This is a genomic window from Vicinamibacteria bacterium (assembly GCA_035570235.1).
Lineage (GTDB): Bacteria > Acidobacteriota > Vicinamibacteria > Fen-336 > Fen-336 > DATMML01.
Genome location: DATMML010000029.1, coordinates 1 through 16,188 on the forward strand (window position 1 = coordinate 1; position 16,188 = coordinate 16,188).

At 68.3% G+C, this 16,188-nt stretch carries 15 protein-coding genes; 6 read left to right on the forward strand and 9 right to left on the reverse strand.

What is annotated here, in order from left to right; all coding sequences use genetic code 11:
* The 4 genes from VN461_04435 to VN461_04450 all read left to right on the forward strand — a co-directional run.
* Positions 1-841, forward strand: an 841-nt coding sequence (locus tag VN461_04435; GenBank protein HXB54006.1) for a TonB-dependent receptor, incomplete at its 5' end; no start/stop codon positions are given.
* Positions 842-1,081: 240 nt separating this feature from the next.
* On the forward strand, positions 1,082-3,904 hold the full coding sequence (locus VN461_04440; protein ID HXB54007.1) for an ATP-binding protein: 2,823 nt from the start codon (positions 1,082-1,084) through the stop codon (positions 3,902-3,904).
* Positions 3,901-5,343 (forward strand): sigma-54 dependent transcriptional regulator, encoded by a 1,443-nt coding sequence (locus VN461_04445; GenBank protein HXB54008.1) that lies wholly within the window; start codon positions 3,901-3,903, stop codon positions 5,341-5,343. Before VN461_04440 ends, VN461_04445 begins: the two co-directional genes overlap by 4 nt.
* A 122-nt stretch (positions 5,344-5,465) precedes the next feature.
* Positions 5,466-6,365, forward strand: a complete 900-nt coding sequence (locus tag VN461_04450) for a DUF4388 domain-containing protein (GenBank protein ID HXB54009.1) — start codon at positions 5,466-5,468, stop codon at positions 6,363-6,365.
* Between the two features lie 536 nt (positions 6,366-6,901).
* Here the strand turns inward: VN461_04450 and VN461_04455 are convergent.
* The 8 genes from VN461_04455 to rpsU all read right to left on the reverse strand — a co-directional run bounded on the left by VN461_04455 (position 6,902) and on the right by rpsU (position 12,858).
* Positions 6,902-8,098, reverse strand: coding sequence for a glycosyltransferase family 4 protein (locus tag VN461_04455; protein HXB54010.1), 1,197 nt, complete (start codon positions 8,096-8,098; stop codon positions 6,902-6,904).
* Positions 8,095-9,156, reverse strand: a complete 1,062-nt coding sequence (locus tag VN461_04460; protein HXB54011.1) for a glycosyltransferase family 4 protein — start codon at positions 9,154-9,156, stop codon at positions 8,095-8,097. The genes VN461_04455 and VN461_04460 overlap by 4 nt, the downstream gene beginning before the upstream one ends.
* The gene (locus tag VN461_04465; GenBank protein ID HXB54012.1) at positions 9,153-10,229 is read right to left on the reverse strand and encodes a glycosyltransferase; all 1,077 of its coding nucleotides are present in this window, start codon (positions 10,227-10,229) and stop codon (positions 9,153-9,155) included. The genes VN461_04460 and VN461_04465 overlap by 4 nt, the downstream gene beginning before the upstream one ends.
* A 7-nt stretch (positions 10,230-10,236) precedes the next feature.
* Entirely contained in the window at positions 10,237-10,782 is a 546-nt protein-coding gene (locus tag VN461_04470; GenBank protein HXB54013.1) for a hypothetical protein, read from the reverse strand.
* A 2-nt stretch (positions 10,783-10,784) separates the two neighbouring features.
* Positions 10,785-11,690, reverse strand: a complete 906-nt coding sequence (locus VN461_04475) for a decaprenyl-phosphate phosphoribosyltransferase (GenBank protein HXB54014.1) — start codon at positions 11,688-11,690, stop codon at positions 10,785-10,787.
* 63 nt (positions 11,691-11,753) lie between these two features.
* Positions 11,754-12,089 (reverse strand): STAS domain-containing protein, encoded by a 336-nt coding sequence (locus VN461_04480; protein ID HXB54015.1) that lies wholly within the window; start codon positions 12,087-12,089, stop codon positions 11,754-11,756.
* A 230-nt stretch (positions 12,090-12,319) separates the two neighbouring features.
* A complete protein-coding gene (locus tag VN461_04485) occupies positions 12,320-12,613 on the reverse strand; it encodes a zinc-ribbon domain containing protein (GenBank protein ID HXB54016.1) in 294 nt (97 codons plus the stop codon).
* Positions 12,614-12,660: 47 nt separating this feature from the next.
* Positions 12,661-12,858 (reverse strand): 30S ribosomal protein S21, encoded by a 198-nt coding sequence (rpsU, locus tag VN461_04490; protein ID HXB54017.1) that lies wholly within the window; start codon positions 12,856-12,858, stop codon positions 12,661-12,663.
* A gap of 285 nt (positions 12,859-13,143) precedes the next feature.
* Between rpsU and rsmI the strand changes: the two genes are divergently transcribed.
* Positions 13,144-13,974 carry a 16S rRNA (cytidine(1402)-2'-O)-methyltransferase gene (gene rsmI / locus VN461_04495; protein ID HXB54018.1) on the forward strand — a complete coding sequence of 277 codons (831 nt, stop codon included), beginning with the start codon at positions 13,144-13,146 and terminating at the stop codon, positions 13,972-13,974.
* A gap of 25 nt (positions 13,975-13,999) precedes the next feature.
* Here rsmI and VN461_04500 read toward each other — a convergent pair whose 3' ends face one another.
* On the reverse strand, positions 14,000-15,700 hold the full coding sequence (locus VN461_04500; GenBank protein HXB54019.1) for a hypothetical protein: 1,701 nt from the start codon (positions 15,698-15,700) through the stop codon (positions 14,000-14,002).
* Positions 15,701-15,812: 112 nt separating this feature from the next.
* Between VN461_04500 and VN461_04505 the strand changes: the two genes are divergently transcribed.
* Positions 15,813-16,188, forward strand: a 376-nt coding sequence (locus VN461_04505) for a class I SAM-dependent methyltransferase (protein HXB54020.1), incomplete at its 3' end; no start/stop codon positions are given.

Sequence of the window (16,188 nt, forward strand, 5' to 3'; positions counted from 1 at the left end):
GCGCTACTCCTTCATCGGCTTCCTGCAGGACAGCAACCACCTGGACCCCCTGGTGGCCGTGGAGTTCCAGGCCGATCGCCACACCCAGGTCCGGGGCTCGTGGTCCGCGCACACGCTCGCCCCGGGCGGGGACCTGCTCACATTGTCCAGCTGGGCCACCGCGCCCGCCATCACTCTCGCCCGCATGGACCCCGACCTGCGCGCGTCGCGGTCGCTCCACTGGGATCTGGGTGTCGACCACAACGTGGGGGCGACCAAGGTGGGCGCCCACGCGTTCTACGAGGACGTGAACGACCAGCTCGTGAATGCCTACGACGCGACCAGCTGGGGCCGTTCCCTGCACATCTACAACGCGGGCTCGGTGGCCACGCGCGGGATGGGCTTCACGGTGGGGCGCCACTTCGGCGACGCGCTGCGGGGCTCGGTGACCTACACCTACGGTCAGAGCTTCCGTCCCCCCTCCGCCTTTGGCGATGCCTTCGCGGGGCGGTCCGGCCTGGCCGTTTTCTACCGGCAGGCCGACTTTCACGACGTGGTGGCCCACGTCGAGACGTTCATCGACTGGAGCGACACCCGTCTGGCCGCCTTCTATCGGATCAACACCCTGAGCGCGGAGACCGATGCCCGGGGAGCCGCCCGCTCCCCCCTCGCGAACTCGCGCTTCGACATCCAGCTGACCCAGGGGCTGCCGTTCCTGCAGCCCTGGACCCGGGCGGACTGGGAGGTCCTGGTGACCGTGCGCAACCTGTTCTACGAGGCCTCCGAGGGAGGCACGCTCGACGAACTCGCGGTCCTGCACCCCCCCAAGCGGGTCCTGGGAGGGATCTCCGTCCGCTTCTGAGGTGGTGGGCTAAAGCCCGCTGAGCGAGGCTTCGGCGCGCCTCGCTCTTTTTTTCGCTTTTCAGGAGTGTCCTGTTTTTTGGATTTCCACTTCGGTGGAGTGGATTCGGCTTCCGAAGCCTGCGAGAATATCAAGACGAGACGATGAGTTACGAACTCAGAAACCGCTCCAATTGCGGCACGCCCCTTGCTCATCCCGCCGTACGGGGTCAGCCTGTGGCTGACTAGCCAAAACGCTCACATGAAAGCCACCCGCCTCAAGAACGTCGCCGTAGTCGTCTTCGGCCTGGCCTTGGCGGGTCTGGGCATCTACAACATCGTCATCAAGGCCACCTGGCGCCTGATGGACGATGGCGTGTTCTGGAAGCAGGGGGCCGAGGGTGTGGTCGCGGGACGGGTCGCGGCCGGCGGACCCGCGGCCCGGGCCGGAGTGCAGGTGGGAGACGTGCTCCTGGCCGTGGACACCGAGGAGATCCTGAACCCCGGCCAGGTGGAGGCCATCCTGGCCCGCCGGGACCCCGGGGACGCGGTCGCCTATTCCCTCCTCCGGGCGGATGAGCGGCGCTCCCTGGAATTGAGCGTGCAGCCCCTGCCCCAGGGGAACGTGAACCTCTTCTACTACCTCTCGCTCGTGGGCTTCTTCAGCCTGGCCGTGGGCACGAGCGTGATGCTGAAACGGCCCCCCGATCGCACCGCCCTGCACTTCTACGCGATCTGCGTGCTCTTCTTCCTGATGTACTCCACGTCCTACACCGGCCGCTTGAACGTCGCGGACTGGGTGCTGTTCTGGGCCGACCATCTGGCCATCCTTTTCCTGCCCGTGGTCTTCCTTCATTTCTGCCTGTCGTTCCCGGAGCGCCGCATGGCGGCCCGAAGGGCCATCGTGGTTCCCGCCGCTTATCTGCCCGCCCTGGCCCTGGCGGGAGCGGCGATCGGGAGCCAGCTCCTCTTCGCGACCGGGCGGGGCTCAAACGCGCTCTGGGCGATCACGGAAACGATCGATCGCTTCAAGCCCCTCTACTTCGCCGCCCTTTTCTCCTTCTCCTTCCTGGTCCTCCTCGACTCCTACCGCCGGATCCGGAACGCGACGGCAAGGCGGCAGATGAAGTGGCTGGTCTGGGGGACGGGGGCGGGGGTGCTGCCCTTCCTGAGCTTCTACGCCCTCCCCTTCGCGCTCGGGCGGGAGCCGCAGGTGGCCATGGAGCTGGCCGGCTACATCCCGCTCGCCCTGATTCCGCTGGCCCTGGCCTACGCGGTGGTCAAGCACCGGCTGATGGACGTGGAGCTGATCTTCCGCCGAACCCTCGTCTACACCCTGGCCATCGCCGCCATCCTCGGCATCTCCCTGCTCGCCAACGGGCTCATGAAGGTGATCACGGGCGACGAGGAGCCGCACACCGCGATCATCGCCCTGCTCTCCACCCTGGTCGTGATCCTGCTCTTCACGCCCGTGAAGAGCAAGATCCAGGAGGGGATCGAGCGGCTCTTCTATCGGGAGCGCTACAGCTCCCGCAAGGCCCTGCTCCGCCTCTCCCAGGACTTGAACGCCGACCTCGACCTCGCGCGCATGGCCGAGCGCCTGCTGGAGGGAGTGGGGGCCGCCCTAGGGCTGAACGCGATGGCGGTCTTGCTCCCCGAGGGGGACGGCTCCTTCTCCATCTTCCGGTCCATCGGATGTGCCCCCGGCGCGGAGGCGGTTCGCCTCTCCGCGGACGGCGCCCTCCTCCGGCGCCTTTCCGGAGGGCAGCCCATCAACGCGGAGGCATCGTCCGAGGAGCTTCCGGAAGCCGTCCCCCTGAACTTGACCTACTACTTCCCCTGCCGGGCCAAGGGGGAGGTCATCGCGATCCTGGGCGTGGGCCGCAAGGACGGCCTAGACCCCTTGAACAGCGAAGAGGTGGACCTGCTTCAGACCCTGGCCAACCAGGCCGCGACCGCGATCGTGAACGGCCGGCTCTACAAGAGCCTGCGCGAGAAGGCGGAGGAGCTGAAGGGGCTCACGGAGTACAACGAGAACATCCTGGAGAGCATGGACTCCGGAATCCTGGTCCTGGACCTCGAGGGCCAGGTGGTGCGCTGGAACCGGGCCATGGAGGCGCTGTACGGGAAGCGCCGGGACGAGGTGCTGGGGCGGGCTCTGGACGACATCCTTCCCGCGTCCTTCCTGGAGGCGCTGCGCGGGAGCCTGGTCCTGGGGGAGAGGGAGGAGATCGCCCACATCTACAAGCTCCACCTCCCCGCCGCCAACGGGCGGAGCCTGATGGTGAACGTGTCCGTGGCCCCCTTCCAGGTCCGCTCCGGGGAGCGCTGCGGATCGATCTTGATCCTGGAGGATGTGACCGCGCGCGTGCGGCTGGAGGAGCAGCTCCAGCATTCGGAGAAGATGGCCTCCATCGGACTCCTGGCCGCGGGGGTGGCCCACGAGGTGAACACGCCCCTGGCCGGCATCTCCTCCTACACCCAGATGCTGCAGGGCCAGGTGGACGCCTCCGATCCCCGGGCCGCCCTCCTGCAGAAGATCGAGAAGCAGACCTTCCGCGCGGCCAAGATCATCAACAACCTGCTGAACTTCTCCCGCTCCGGGAGCACGGAGCCGGAGCGCCTGGACGTCAACAAGATCCTGCTCGACGTGCTCTCCCTGGTGGAGCACCAGCTCGAGAACTCCCGCATCCGGGTGCGCCGGGAGCTCTCTTCGGACCTGCCCTCGATCCGCGGCAACGAGAACCGCATCCAGCAGGTCTTCTTCAACCTGGTCCTGAACGCGCGCGACGCCATGACGCGGGGGGGCTGGCTGACCCTGCGCACCCACGCCGACGACGACACCGTGGTGGTCGAGGTGGCCGACACCGGCCACGGGATCAAGCGCGAGGACATCAAGCGCATCTACGACCCCTTCTTCACCACCAAGGGGATCGGGCGCGGCACCGGCCTCGGCCTCTCGGTTTCCTACGGGATCGTCCAGGAGCACGGAGGCGCCATCTTCGTGGAGAGCGTGCCCGGAAAGGGGACCACGTTCCAGGTCGCCCTCCCCGCCCTCCAGATCTCGGAGGCCGCTCAGCGGTGAGCAACCACGAATCCATCCTCGTCGTGGACGACGAGGAGGTGATGCGGGATGTCCTGGGCAGCCTCCTCACGGAGGCCGGCTACCACGTGGCTCTCTCCTCGGACGGGGCGGAGGGCCTGGCCCTGGCCAAGAAGGGCGGGTTCCACGCCGCCATCGTGGACGTCATGCTCCCGGAGGTGGGGGGCATCGAGGTCCTGGAGGAGCTGAAGAAGGTCGACCCCGACCTGGTGGTGCTGATGATCACCGCCTTCGCCTCCGTGGAGACCGCCATCACGGCCATGAAGAAGGGCGCCTTCGACTACGTGGCCAAGCCCTTCAAGCACGAGGAGCTCCTCCACATCCTGCGCAACGGCCTCCACCAGCGCCGTCTCCAGGACGAGAACCGGCAGCTCCGTACCGCGCTTCGGGACCAGGGCCGCTTCACCGAGATCGTGGGCAAGAGCCCGCGCATGCAGCAGGTCTTCGGCCTCATCTCCCAGGCCGCCCCCTCCCGCTCCACCATCCTGGTGGTGGGGGAGAGCGGCACCGGCAAGGAGCTGGTGGCCAAAGCCATACACGCCAACAGCCCGCGCCTCGACAAGGCGTTCGTGGTGGTCAACTCCGGGAGCCTGCCCCACGACCTCTTGGAGTCCAACCTGTTCGGGCATGTGAAAGGGGCCTTCACGGGGGCGGTCTACGCCAAGAAGGGGCTCTTCGAGCTGGCCGACAAGGGAACCCTCTTCTTCGACGAGATCGGAAACATCCCCCTGGAGACCCAGGCCAAGCTGCTGCGCGTCATGCAAGAGCGCGAGTTCATGCGCCTGGGGGGTGTCGACACCATCCGGGTGGACGTGCGGGTGGTGGCCGCCACCAACATCGACCTAAGACGCGCGGTGGAGGAGGGGCGCTTTCGGGAGGACCTCTACTACCGGCTGAACGTGATCGCCATCCAGCTCCCCCCCCTGCGCCAGCGCAAGGAGGACATCCCCGCCCTCGCCTCCCACTTCGTGGAGAAGTACTCCAAGGAGAACAACAAGCCGGTGGAGGGGGTGACCCCCGAGGTCATGCAGGCCCTCATGGACTACGACTGGGCCGGCAACGTGCGGGAGCTGGAGAACGTCATCGAGCGGGGGGTGGTGCTCACGACCAACAACCGCATCGGGCGGGAGCTGATCCCCGACCACGTGCGGACGAGCCCGAGCTTCCACCTCCCCCACGTGGCGGTGCCCCCGGAGGGCATCAGCCTCCGGGAAGTGATCGCGAACTTCGAGCGACGTCTGATCGAGTCCACCCTCGAGTCCACGGGCGGCGTGCAGAAGGACGCGGCCCGGCTCCTCGGCCTGAAGCCCACCACCCTCAACGAGATGATCAAGCGCCACAACATCCTCCTCCCCCGCGAGAGGGAGCGCCGCGTGCTCAAAGAAGTGGAGACCCCCGCCGTCAAGACCACACCCGCTTGATCTTGACACCGCGGGCGCACCCTGATAGCCTCACTCCGCTAATTGGAAGCAACCGCAAGAGTTAGCACTGGCGCCGTCTCGGGAACCTCTAGAACCCGTAGAGCTCGGAGAGCCTTCTAGCCATGGCCTTCCAAGGCTCACTCGCTGAGCTTCATCTCCCCGACATCATTCAACTCATCAGCGTCAGTGGGAAGACCGGGGTGTTCCACCTGACGGACGGCGCCCTCAAGGGGGAGATCTACCTGAACGAGGGCAAGATCGTCCACGCCCAGAACGAGGACACCTCGGGGGAGGAGGCCGTCTACGCCCTCGCCATCTGGAGGCAGGGCGAGTTCCGCTTCGACCCCGGGCCCGCCACCGAGCTCAAGACCATCACCAAGAGCAACACCAACCTCCTCATGGAGGCGGCCCGCCGCCTGGACGAATGGCGGGTGCTCTCCAAGAAGATCCCCTCCACCGACCTCATCCCGGAGTTTGTGGTGCAGGAGAACCGCGAGGGCCAGATCAACCTGAACACCAGCGAGTGGCTCATCCTCTCCAAGATCGACGGCCAGCGGACCGTGAAGGCCATCGCGGCCGCGAGCGGGCTCTCCGTGTTCGACGCCGCCAAGATGCTCTACGGCCTGATCGCCACCGGCCTCATCCGCCTGCGCGAGGCCGCCCCCGTGGCCGCCCCCCGCCCGGCGGCCGTCCGGCCGGGCACGCCCGCGGCGCCCCCGCCCGCCCCGAGCCACCCCGCGGGCACGGGCACCCCCGCCCGCGGCACCCCCGCCCCCGATCCCCACGTGGCCGACCTCATCGCCAAGCTGGGGAGAGTGAAGGACGAGTGCAGCGCGCTCCTGGGGAGCGTGGGGGAGACCGTGGTCAACAAGCATTACCAGAAGGCGCGGGCCGAGATCGAGCGGGGGGCGGGCATCGAGGTCATCGAGGAGGCCGTGCACCAGATCGCCCGCGCCGCGTCCATCCTGAAGGGGCCTTCCGCCGCGGAGTCCCTTCTCGAGCAGCTGAAGGGCCTGAAGTAACGCCCTGATACGGATCTCGTCGCCTCGAGTTCCACTCTTGGCGCGGAACTCTCCCGTATGATCTTGAGCACGGGACTCGCATTCGCGAACTCCGGCACCGTCGCCATGGACTCGGCGTGCAGCTCATACTGGTGACCTGCCTCACCAGAAAAGCGGCCTATTCGCTGACCCAGCGTCGACGGTGTCCCGATCACGCCTCGGGTAGGACGCGAGCCCTCGGCAACAGGCCGACCAGCCTCAAGAACCTGCCACTGGATGTCCACCGGTGACTCTGTTGAGAGCAGGCGTCGACTAGTCCCTTCCGGCAGCGGACGCTGGAGCTCCACGTCAAGCTCGTACCCGCAGGTTGAGGTCAAGACGAACCGTCGAAGCAGGGAGTTGCCTTCTATGATGGGGAACGGCTCGCGGAGAGGCACCTGCCAGTACGAAGCTTCTTCAAGATACGCATGTGTCGCTGCGGCAACGGCCCCGATGAGTAAACACAGCCCTGCCACAGCCCAAGGCACCGCTCTTCGGCGCACCCCCACTAACTGCCCTCAGGAGGCCCGCGGGCGGGACGAGACCGCTTCGATGAGGCCGCGGTAGCGGCCGAGCACGGCCTCCCAGCGGTAGTTCTCGGCCACATACGCCCGGCCGCTCTTCCCGAGCGCGTCGTGCAGGCGCGGCTCGCGCACCAGGAGGTCCAGGGCCTCGACGAACTCGTCGGGGTCCTCGTAGAAGAGGCCGCCGTTCGATCGCAGGCAGTGGTCCTTGAGCACGGGGGAGCGGGCGTTGGCCAGGGCGGGCGCGCCCAGGGACATCCCCTCCAGGAGCACGATGGAGAGGCTCTCGTAGGGGCTGGGGCAGATGACGGCGCGGGCCCCGGCCAGGGCCGCCATCTTCTCCTCCGGGGAGAGGAAGCCCAGATAGCGGACGCCGGGCAGGCGGGGCTCGGGCATGGCCAGCTCGCCGATAAGGATGAGCTCGGCGCCGCCGCCGCGCTCGCGCCGGTAGCGCTCGTAGGAAGCGATCATGTCTGCGCAGCCCTTGCCGGCGTCGATGCGTCCCGCGTAGAGGACGTAGGGACCGAGCAGGCGGTGGCGGGCCCGGAAGCCCTCCACGTCGGGGGCGCCCGGGGTCTCCACCCCCATCCCCGCCACCACCGCCGGGCCCCCGCGCAGGCGGAAGCGCGAGCGCACCAGCTCCTCCTCGGGCCGGGTCAGGAAGGCGAGGGCGCGCGGGCGCTCGAACATCGGGGCGTAGATCCCGAAGCGCAAGGGGGGCTCGTCGTGGGCGGTGGGCACCAGGATCGACCGCTCGGGCGCGGCCTTGAGCCCCCAGTACGTCGGGTAGTAGAGGTAGGTGAAGAAGACGACCGCCTCGAAGCGATCCTTCCCCGCCTCGAGCTCGGCCAGGAGGCGGGGGACGTAGGGGCCCTGGCGCCGCAGCCAGAGGAGCTCCTCCTCCTCCGTGTGGGGGCGGGCGTACAGCTGCTCCGAGAAGGCGTTGAAGGAGGCGAGGTCCCGCTCCTCCTCGGCCCGGAAGCGGAGCACCTCCACTCCGGAGAGGCACTCCTTCCCTTCCGGAAGCTCGTTCCGCCAGGTCACGTAGTCGCGCGCGCAGGTCGTGAAGACGGTGATCCGGTACTCCGCGGCCAGGCGCTCGGCCAGGGCCCGGGCCAGCGACTCCGAGCCGCCCGTGATCTCCGGGCCGTAGCGCTGGACCACGAAGGCGATGGGCCGGCGCTCGCTCATAGCGACTCCACGTACGCCCGGAGAGCGCCCTCCACCGCGGGGGGGGCGAAGGCCTCGAGCCTGCGTTCCTGGCCGGCCAGCACCGCGCGGCGCAACGAGGCGTCCGTGACCAGGAGGCGGGCGGCCTCCCCCACCTCGTCCAGGTTCTTCTCCGTGAACTGCACCCCCGCCGACCCCAGGGTGTCGCCCACCGCCGCCGTCCGGTAGGCCAGCACCGGGACCCGCATCAGCATGGCCTCCACGAGGGGGACCCCGAAGCCCTCGTGGTCGCTCATGGACACGAAGAGGTCGGCCGCCGCGTAGCAGGCCAGGAGGTCCTCATGGTCCACGTGGCCGGCGAAGACCACCTCTGAGGGCGTGAATCCCTGCTCGTAGAAGAGGGACTGCAGGGCATCGAAGTACGCTCGGCGTCGGGGCAGCTTCCCCACCAGCAGGAGGCGGAGGTCGGGGGAGATGAACCGCTTCCAGTAGGAGGCGAGGCGGATCAGGTCCTCGTGGCGCTTGTTGGGGGCCACCCGGCCCACGAAGAGAAGGTTGGTGCGGCCATCCTCGAGCAGGCGGAGGAGAACCGGGTTGGGGGGCTCGCGGTAACGGCGGAAGTCCAGGTAGATGGGCAGGACCCCAGTCTTGGGGAAGCCCTGGGCCATGAGCTCGCGGCGGTTGAACTCGCTATCGGCCAGGCCGAGGTCCACGTGGCCGGCCAGGGTCTTGAGCTCCTCCCGCCCCAGGGCGCAGATCCGCACCATCTCCGGATCGTAGCCCAGGAAATACTGGGGAGGCGTGATGTTGTGGTGGAGCAGCACCCGCCGGCCGCGGTGCTCCTTGAGGGCGGGGGTCAAGGGCGAGGGGAGCGCGTAGTGGAGGATGACCACGTCCTCGGGTGCCCCCGCCCGCCACTCCGAGAAGGCCCGCCCATCGCCCACGAGGTCCTGGTCGAGCTCCAAGGCGAAGACGTCCGCGCGGTGGCCCCAGGAGCGGAAGGCGTCCCGCATCAGGCGGGCGGAGTCGCCGATGGCGTCCCCGCGATGGAGGGTCGGGACCCACTGGTCGATCCTCACCGCTCCCCCAGGACGGGACGGAGCCGCTCCCTGAGCAGGGCCGGAAAGTCCGTGGCCCGGAGCTCAGCTACCGCGCGCTCCTGCGCGGAGAGAACCGCCCCCCGCAAGTGGGCGTCGGTGAGGACGCTCCTCGCGAGCTCGGCCACCACCTCCGGGCGCTTCTCCTTGAGCAGGATGCCTCCCCCGTGGAGGGTCTCTTTGACCGCCCCCGCGTCGTAGGCGATCACGGGGATGCCGAAGCTCATGGCTTCCTGCAGGGGGACGCAGAAGCCCTCGTGCTCGGAGAGGCAGAGGAAGAGGCTCGCCACCGAGTAGTAGGACAAGAGGTCGTCATCGTCGACCTGGCCCGTGAAGACCACCTCCTGGAGGTGCAGCTCCCGCACCATCTCCTGCAGGCGGTCGAAGTATCTCTCGTGGCCGCGGTGGTCGCCCACGAGCAGGAGCCGGCTCTTGGGATCGAGGTAGCGCTGGTAGACGGCGAAGACCCGGATGAGGTCGTCGATCCGCTTGTTGGGGATGATGCGGCCCACGAAGAGCAGGTTGGTGCGGCCGTCCCCGTAGAGGCGCTGGATCACGGGGGAGGGGGGACGGCGGTAGCGGTCCAGGTCCAAGACGATGGGGAGCACGCCCGTCCTCTGGAACCCCTCCTCCGCCAGCTCGCGGCGGTTGAACTCGCTGTCCCCCAGGGCCAGCTCGGTGCGGGGGATGAAGGAGCGGAGCTCGCGCCGTCCGTGGTAGCAGAGCCCGGCCAGGTGGGGGTGGAAGCCCAGGAAGAAGTGGGCGGGGGTGATGTTGTGGTAGATGACCACCAGCCGGTCGGGGGCGAAGTAGATGAGCCGCCCCGCGGCGCTGCCGATCGAAAAGTGGAAGAGGCAGACCGTGTCCGGGCTCGAGACCCGCGGGTATTCCCAGAGGGGCCGGGCCAGGGCCGCCATCCGGGGGTGGACCTTCTCCGCGAAGATGTCCGAGTCGAACCCCGCCCCGCGGAGGTCGGCCTGGATGGCCAGGGCCTCGTTGCCGATGGCGTCGCCGTAGGAGAGGGCGGCGAGGAGCTGGTGGACTCGGGGCCTCACTCCTCCCTCAACGGGGCTTGCTGCCGCCCTCGCCGCCCCGGAAAACCACCATCGACTCCAGCTCTTTCTCGCGCCGGATCTGGAGCTCCAGGCGTCCCTGGAGCTCGAGGTTGCGGTTCTTGAGATTCTGGATCTCCAGGTTGAGCTTCGTGACCTCGAGGGTCAGGTTGTGGAGGAGGTGGACGTAGTACTTGTTGAGGTCGGACTGCCGGGAGAGGGCCGCGATCATGGGGTTGGGGTTCCAGAAGAGCTTCTGCAGGGGCCGGAGGGCGGCGCGGATCGTCTCCAGGGCCCGTCCTACCCCGCCCCGGCTGCTCCGGTAGAGGGTGTCGGGCCCGAAGGCGAAGTTCCAGCGCGCGGGCTCGGCGCGGAAGTCCCGGAGGAAGTCGACCCCGAAGTCATGGGGCTCGAGCACAGCCTCCAGGGGGTGCTCGGCGATCTCCCGGACCTCCTCCTCCGTCATGACCTCCTTCTTCCTCTGCTCGATCCGCTCCCGGATCTGCCGCATCACATCTTCCACGTTCACGTCCCCGGACTTGATCTCGATGGCCACGCTCATCTCCCCCGGGGCACAGGCGCGCCCCCCGCGGTGTAGACGATCAGGATGATGGTCAGGGCCCAGAGGGCCACGTCCAGGAGCAGGGGCCGATCGGTGAGGAGGATGTCGGTGGGGCTGCCCCCCTGCTCCCGGCGGTGCACCAAGTAAAGATAGCGGAAGATGCCGTAGAGAACGAAAGGGATGGTCCAGGCCAAGCGGTCGGTGCGGTATTTCTCCACCGTCTCCGGGGCCATGCAGTAGAAGGCGTAGGCCATGAGGCAGGAGGCGGTCACCACCGAGATCATCTGGTCCAGGAGGTAGGGGCTGTACTCGGCCAGGATGGGGCGGTGGTCGGGGGCGGCGTCGTTCAGGGAGGTCAGCTCGTGCCGGCGCTTGGCCAGGGCCAGGAAGAGGGCGAGCAGGGTCGTGCAGACGAGGAGCCAGTCGCTGAACCGCACGGCGATGGCCAGGGCCCCCCCCACCGCCCGCAGCACGAAGCCCAGGCTGATGGCGATCACGTCCAGGATCACCACCCCCTTGAGTCCGAGGGAGTAGGCGAGGTTCAGGAGCAGGTAGAGGAGGGTGCAGAGCGCAAAGGGGCCGCCTAGGAGCGTCCCCAGCCCCAGACAGACGAGGGTGAGGACGGCCGCGAAGAGGGTGGCCGTGCGGGGGGCGAGGGCCCCGCTGGCCAAAGGGCGCAGCGCCTTCAGCGGGTGCCGACGGTCCCGCTCCAGGTCGGCCAGGTCGTTGATCAGGTAGACCGCGCCCGAGAGCCCGCAGAAGAGGATGAAGGCGAGGGCGGCGCGGCCGAAGGCTTCCGTCTCGAACAGGTGCTTGGAGAGGGCGAGGGGCGCGAACACCACCAGGTTCTTGGTCCACTGGTGCGGGCGCAGGGAGACGACGAGGGCCCGGGCGGCGGTCATTTGAGGCCGGGGCGGGCCGCCCCGTCCACCCGCCGTCTGGCCCGGCGGCGGGGAAACGGGGCCCTAGAAGCTCTTGACGCCGTCGGCTTCGGAGTCGTAGGTCTCGAAGACGGTGAGCAGCTTCGTGATCGAGAGAAGGTCCTGGATTTTCTTGGTGAGGTTGATCAGCTTCAGCTTGCCGCCCTTCCGGCTCACGGTGGTGTAGCAGCGAACGATCTCACCCAGGCCCGCCGAGTCCACGTAGGGCACGTCGGCCAGGTTCAGGAGGATTTTCTTCTTGCCAGCATCGACGAGCTTCGTCACGGCGTCGCGCAGGGCGTCATCCCCCTCGCCGATCAGGATCTTTCCGTGCAGATCCAAAATGACCACGTCACCAACTTGACGCTCGACGATCTTCATGGCGGCCTTTCTCCCTGAGGCGGCAAGCGTTTACGAAGAAGCGGTAAGCTATCACAGCCCCTCGCCGACTGTCAACGATTCCGCGGTGTAAGAAGCGGTCTTGGGGGTTTCTGGAGCCTCGCTGACTCCGCGAGCGGGGCGGAGGGCCGCGCGGGCAAACGGGTGCGCGACGCCGGCCGCAAGGACACGGCCGGCATCACGCCAGGATTAGAAAGGTGGTCGCCGGGAAGTCAGAGGGTGGCCGTTTTTCGCTGTTGGAAGCACTCCTTGCAGTATACCGGCCGACCCTGGGTCGGCTTGAAGGGAACCGTGGTTTCTTTCCCGCACTGGGAGCAGGTCGCCACCGTCTCGACGCGCTCCCGCGCGGTGTGCCCCATCCGGGAGTTCCGCCTGCCCTTGCAGTCCTTGCAACGCTTGGGCTCATTCTTGAAGTTCTTGTCCGCGTAGAAGAGCTGCTCGCCTGCGGTCCAGACGAACGGCTGGTGGCATTCGACGCACACCAGACTCTTGTCTCGGTACTCCATGGCCTCTCCTCGTGAGGGTCAGGCCCGCCCCGGCGACCCGGGGTTCGTCATTCGCTCTCGCGGCGTATCTTCTTCCGGCTCCTCTTGCGAGCCAGCGCCTGCTTGGCCCGGCGCTTGTCTCCGGGCTTCAGGTAGAAGCTGTGCTTCTTGATGTCCTTGATGATGTCTTCCTGCTGTACTTTCCGCTTGAAGCGACGGAGGGCATTTTCGATAGATTCGCCCTCCTGGACCTTGATCTCGGCCAAAACGTGAACACCCCCTGACTATCGTGGATTCTGGTGAAGGTACGACCCTTGTGCATGGATGGCGGTATTCCGCCGGCCCAAATGCTAGGGCATGGTCCCGGGGGTGTCAAGAATATTAAGAATCATCCTGGGTTGGCGTGGCCGCTCCCGGTGGGGCGGCAGAGTCAGACATCCCCTCGGCTTCTCGGTATATAAACTCTTATATACCAAATAGTTAAGGCGTAAATCGCCCGGCGGCGACGGCCGCGCTTTTCGCCCCGGGCGCCCCCGTGCGATCATCCCCGCGTGGCACAAGCTCCCGGGACCCTTCATGTGGTGGCAACGCCTCTCGGCAACCTCGAGGACATCACCCTGCGGGCGGTGCGCGTGCTGCGTGAGGTGGGGCTCGTGGCCTGCGAGGATACCCGGCGCACGGCCCGGCTCCTCAAGGCCCACGGGATCGCCACCCCCACCCTCTCGTATTTCGAGCACAACGAGCGCTGGCGGGGGGCGAGGATCCTGGAAGCCCTGCGCGCGGGAAAGAGCGTGGCCCTGGTCGCCGACGCGGGGACGCCGGGGCTGTCCGACCCCGGCTACCGGCTCGTGCGAGACGCCCGGGCCGAGGGCATCCCCGTCCTGCCCGTCCCCGGTCCCAGCGCCGCCGTGGCCGCTCTCTCCGTTTCCGGGCTGCCCACCGACCGCTTCCTCTTCGTGGGCTTCCTGCCCGCGCGCGCGGGCGCTCGGCGGCGGGCCCTGACCGAGCTCTTGGAGGTGCGGGAGACGCTCGTGCTCTACGAGTCGCCCGTCCGTGTGCTCGCCTCGCTCCAGGACATGGCCGACATCCTGGGCGATCGCGAGGCCTTCCTCTTTCGCGAGGCCACCAAACTTCACGAGGAGTACGTGCGGGGTCGGCTGTCCGCGCTCAAGGGGCTCCTCGGGGACCGCCCGCGGGTGCGCGGAGAAATCGTCCTCGTGGTGGCGGGGGCAGAGGAGGCACCCGCGCAATCGGAGGAGCCGCTCTCCGCCCTCTTCGCCCGCCTGACCGCGGAGGGCCGGACGCGCCGGGAGGCGGTGAAGGAGGCGGCCCACCTCCTGGGGCTGCCCGCGCGGGAGGTCTATCGACGGACGCTGGGCTGAGGGCCGGCTCCCCCGCCGCCCTCCCCTACCTCGGCGCGAAGCTCCGTCCCGGGAAGAGCTCCCAGGGCTCCACCTTTCGGGAGAGACGCACGAAGACGGGCTTCATGAGATCGCGCCGCTCGTAGGCCACCCCGAGTTCGGCCAGCCGTCGGCCCATTCTCTCCGCCGCGGTCGTGTTCACGGCCACGAACGCGGCTTCCGGAGCCCGCTCGACGCGGTCGCGGTATTCGAAGAAGTACTCGGTAGTGGTGGGGCCGAGCTTGGCCGAGCACGTCACGTGCTCCTCGGACAGGAAGTTGATCTTGGTGGCCAGGTAGAAGTCGGTGTAGCACCACCGCACTCCCTCGCGCTCCAGGCCGGCGATGAAGGCCCGCCACTTTCCGTCGGCCAGAATGGTGCCCTCGGCCTGGGCCACCGAGCCCAGGGCGCCAAAAGCCACGAGGAGGACCAGGACCCAACGCCGGCTTCCGTTAAGAGCCTCGGCCAGGAAGATGGGCAGCGGCGCCATCAGGAAGAGCAGGTAGCGCGGGTTCCCGGGGACGTGGGGCAGGGCCAGGAGGGCCACGGCCAGGTTGACGGCCGCGAAGAGGAGGAGAAGGGTGAGGGGGCGGGACCGAAGCCGCCACGCCACCCCCACCGCTCGGGCCGTGGCCAGTGCGGCCAGGCCCACGGCGAGCCAGGCGAGCGCGAGGAGCACCGGGTCGAGAAGGGGAGCGTGGCCGGGGTCGTAGCCCATCAGTATCGGCCAATGGTCCGTCACCATTCCCACGAGCCTCTGGCCGAGTCCCGCCCCCGCGTCCTCTCCCCCCACCGCCGGCCCGCCCGGCATCAGGTAAAGGAACGACTCCCATCCGTTTCCCGCGTTCCAGAGCCAGCCGGGAAAGTAGCCGAGCACGAAGCCTGAAGCCAGGGCGAGAAGCGACCTCAGGGCGCGGCGGCGTCCGAAGACGAGGAGGGCCAGGACCACCGCCGTCAGGTGGATTACGGCCAGGATGTGGCACCAGAACGCCAGGCCGAGGAGAAGGCCGGCCTTGAGGGCCCGCGGGGGCCGGCCCTCCTCCTCGAGCGCCCACCGAGCGGCCAGCCACAGGGCCCAGGTGCCGAGGGCCAGCACCTCCACGTAGTTGCCATCGTTGCTCAGGCTGTAGCGGGTGAGGAAGGGGGGGCCGAAGGCCAGGAAGAGCCCGGCCGCCACCGCCGTGCTCAAGTCTCGGCCCGAGACGAGCGAGCCCAGCCGGTAAACGCCGGCCACGAAACCGGCGAAGAACAGGACGGAGACAAGGGCGAAGGCCCGGGCCGGGTCCATGAGGGCGGCGAGGGGAGCGGTGAGGTGGGACTTCAAGCTGCCGCTGTACGGAACGTGGGGGACGAAGACCAGGTGGTCGATGCCGTCCCGGACGTGGAGGGCCACGATCCCGGACAGGGCGCCGTCCGGTGTCACCGCCCCCGCCGCGCCCTGGACGATCACAGGCAAGCGGAAGACCACAGCCAGGACCGCGACCAGGAGCGGCCCGCCCCAAAGAGCCGATCCCTCCCTGCCTTGCTCCCGTCCGGTCCAGAGCCAGGCCAGAGCAAGGACGAGCAACGGCAGGCCCAGCATCGGCGAGGGAAGGCTGGCCAGCCAGGCCGGACGAAAGGCCGCTCCCGCGTCGAACCAGCGGAGGCAGAAGAGGATCCACAGGCAGGCCGCCCCCGCGCCCCACGCGGAAGGCCGAGGCGATTGCATCCGGCGGAGACTAGCATAAGATCGCGATCCCCCTTGGAGGCGACGACTGGCCGCGCTCTGGCAGCATCCCGCCGTTAACGTCTTCGTGAGGAGCCTGCTGGGCGGAGACTTCTTGCCCTTGCGAGAACTCATCGCGCGGGAGCTTGTCCGGGAGCGGCCCACCCTCGAGCTCGGCTGCGGCCCGGGAATCTTCGCCGACCTTTTCGCGCCCGACGACTACGTGGGAGTGGACCCGAACGCTCGCTACATCGATCACGCCCGGAAGACACGGCCCGGGATTTTCCTGGTCGGCGCTCTCGGCCGAGTGCCGTTGCCGAAAGACCGCTTCGACCAAGTCCTCATCGTCGAGCGGCTGCACCCCCTCGCCGATCCCGACGCCTCCGCCCTCCTGGGCGAGGCGCTCCGGATGCTCTCGGGCGGGGGCCGGGCCCTCCTCGTGGAGCGGGTCATGGGTGCCCGCGGCCTCCTCGGCCGCCTGCGCGAGCACT

Coding starts and splice junctions, on each gene's coding strand:
- VN461_04440 (HXB54007.1), top strand. CDS start 1,082: ATGAAAGCCACCCGCCTCAAGAACGTCGCCGTAGTCGTCTTCGGCCTG.
- VN461_04450 (HXB54009.1), top strand. CDS start 5,466: ATGGCCTTCCAAGGCTCACTCGCTGAGCTTCATCTCCCCGACATCATT.
- VN461_04455 (HXB54010.1), bottom strand. CDS start 8,098: ATGAGCGAGCGCCGGCCCATCGCCTTCGTGGTCCAGCGCTACGGCCCG.
- VN461_04475 (HXB54014.1), bottom strand. CDS start 11,690: ATGACCGCCGCCCGGGCCCTCGTCGTCTCCCTGCGCCCGCACCAGTGG.
- VN461_04480 (HXB54015.1), bottom strand. CDS start 12,089: ATGAAGATCGTCGAGCGTCAAGTTGGTGACGTGGTCATTTTGGATCTG.
- VN461_04485 (HXB54016.1), bottom strand. CDS start 12,613: ATGGAGTACCGAGACAAGAGTCTGGTGTGCGTCGAATGCCACCAGCCG.
- VN461_04500 (HXB54019.1), bottom strand. CDS start 15,700: ATGCAATCGCCTCGGCCTTCCGCGTGGGGCGCGGGGGCGGCCTGCCTG.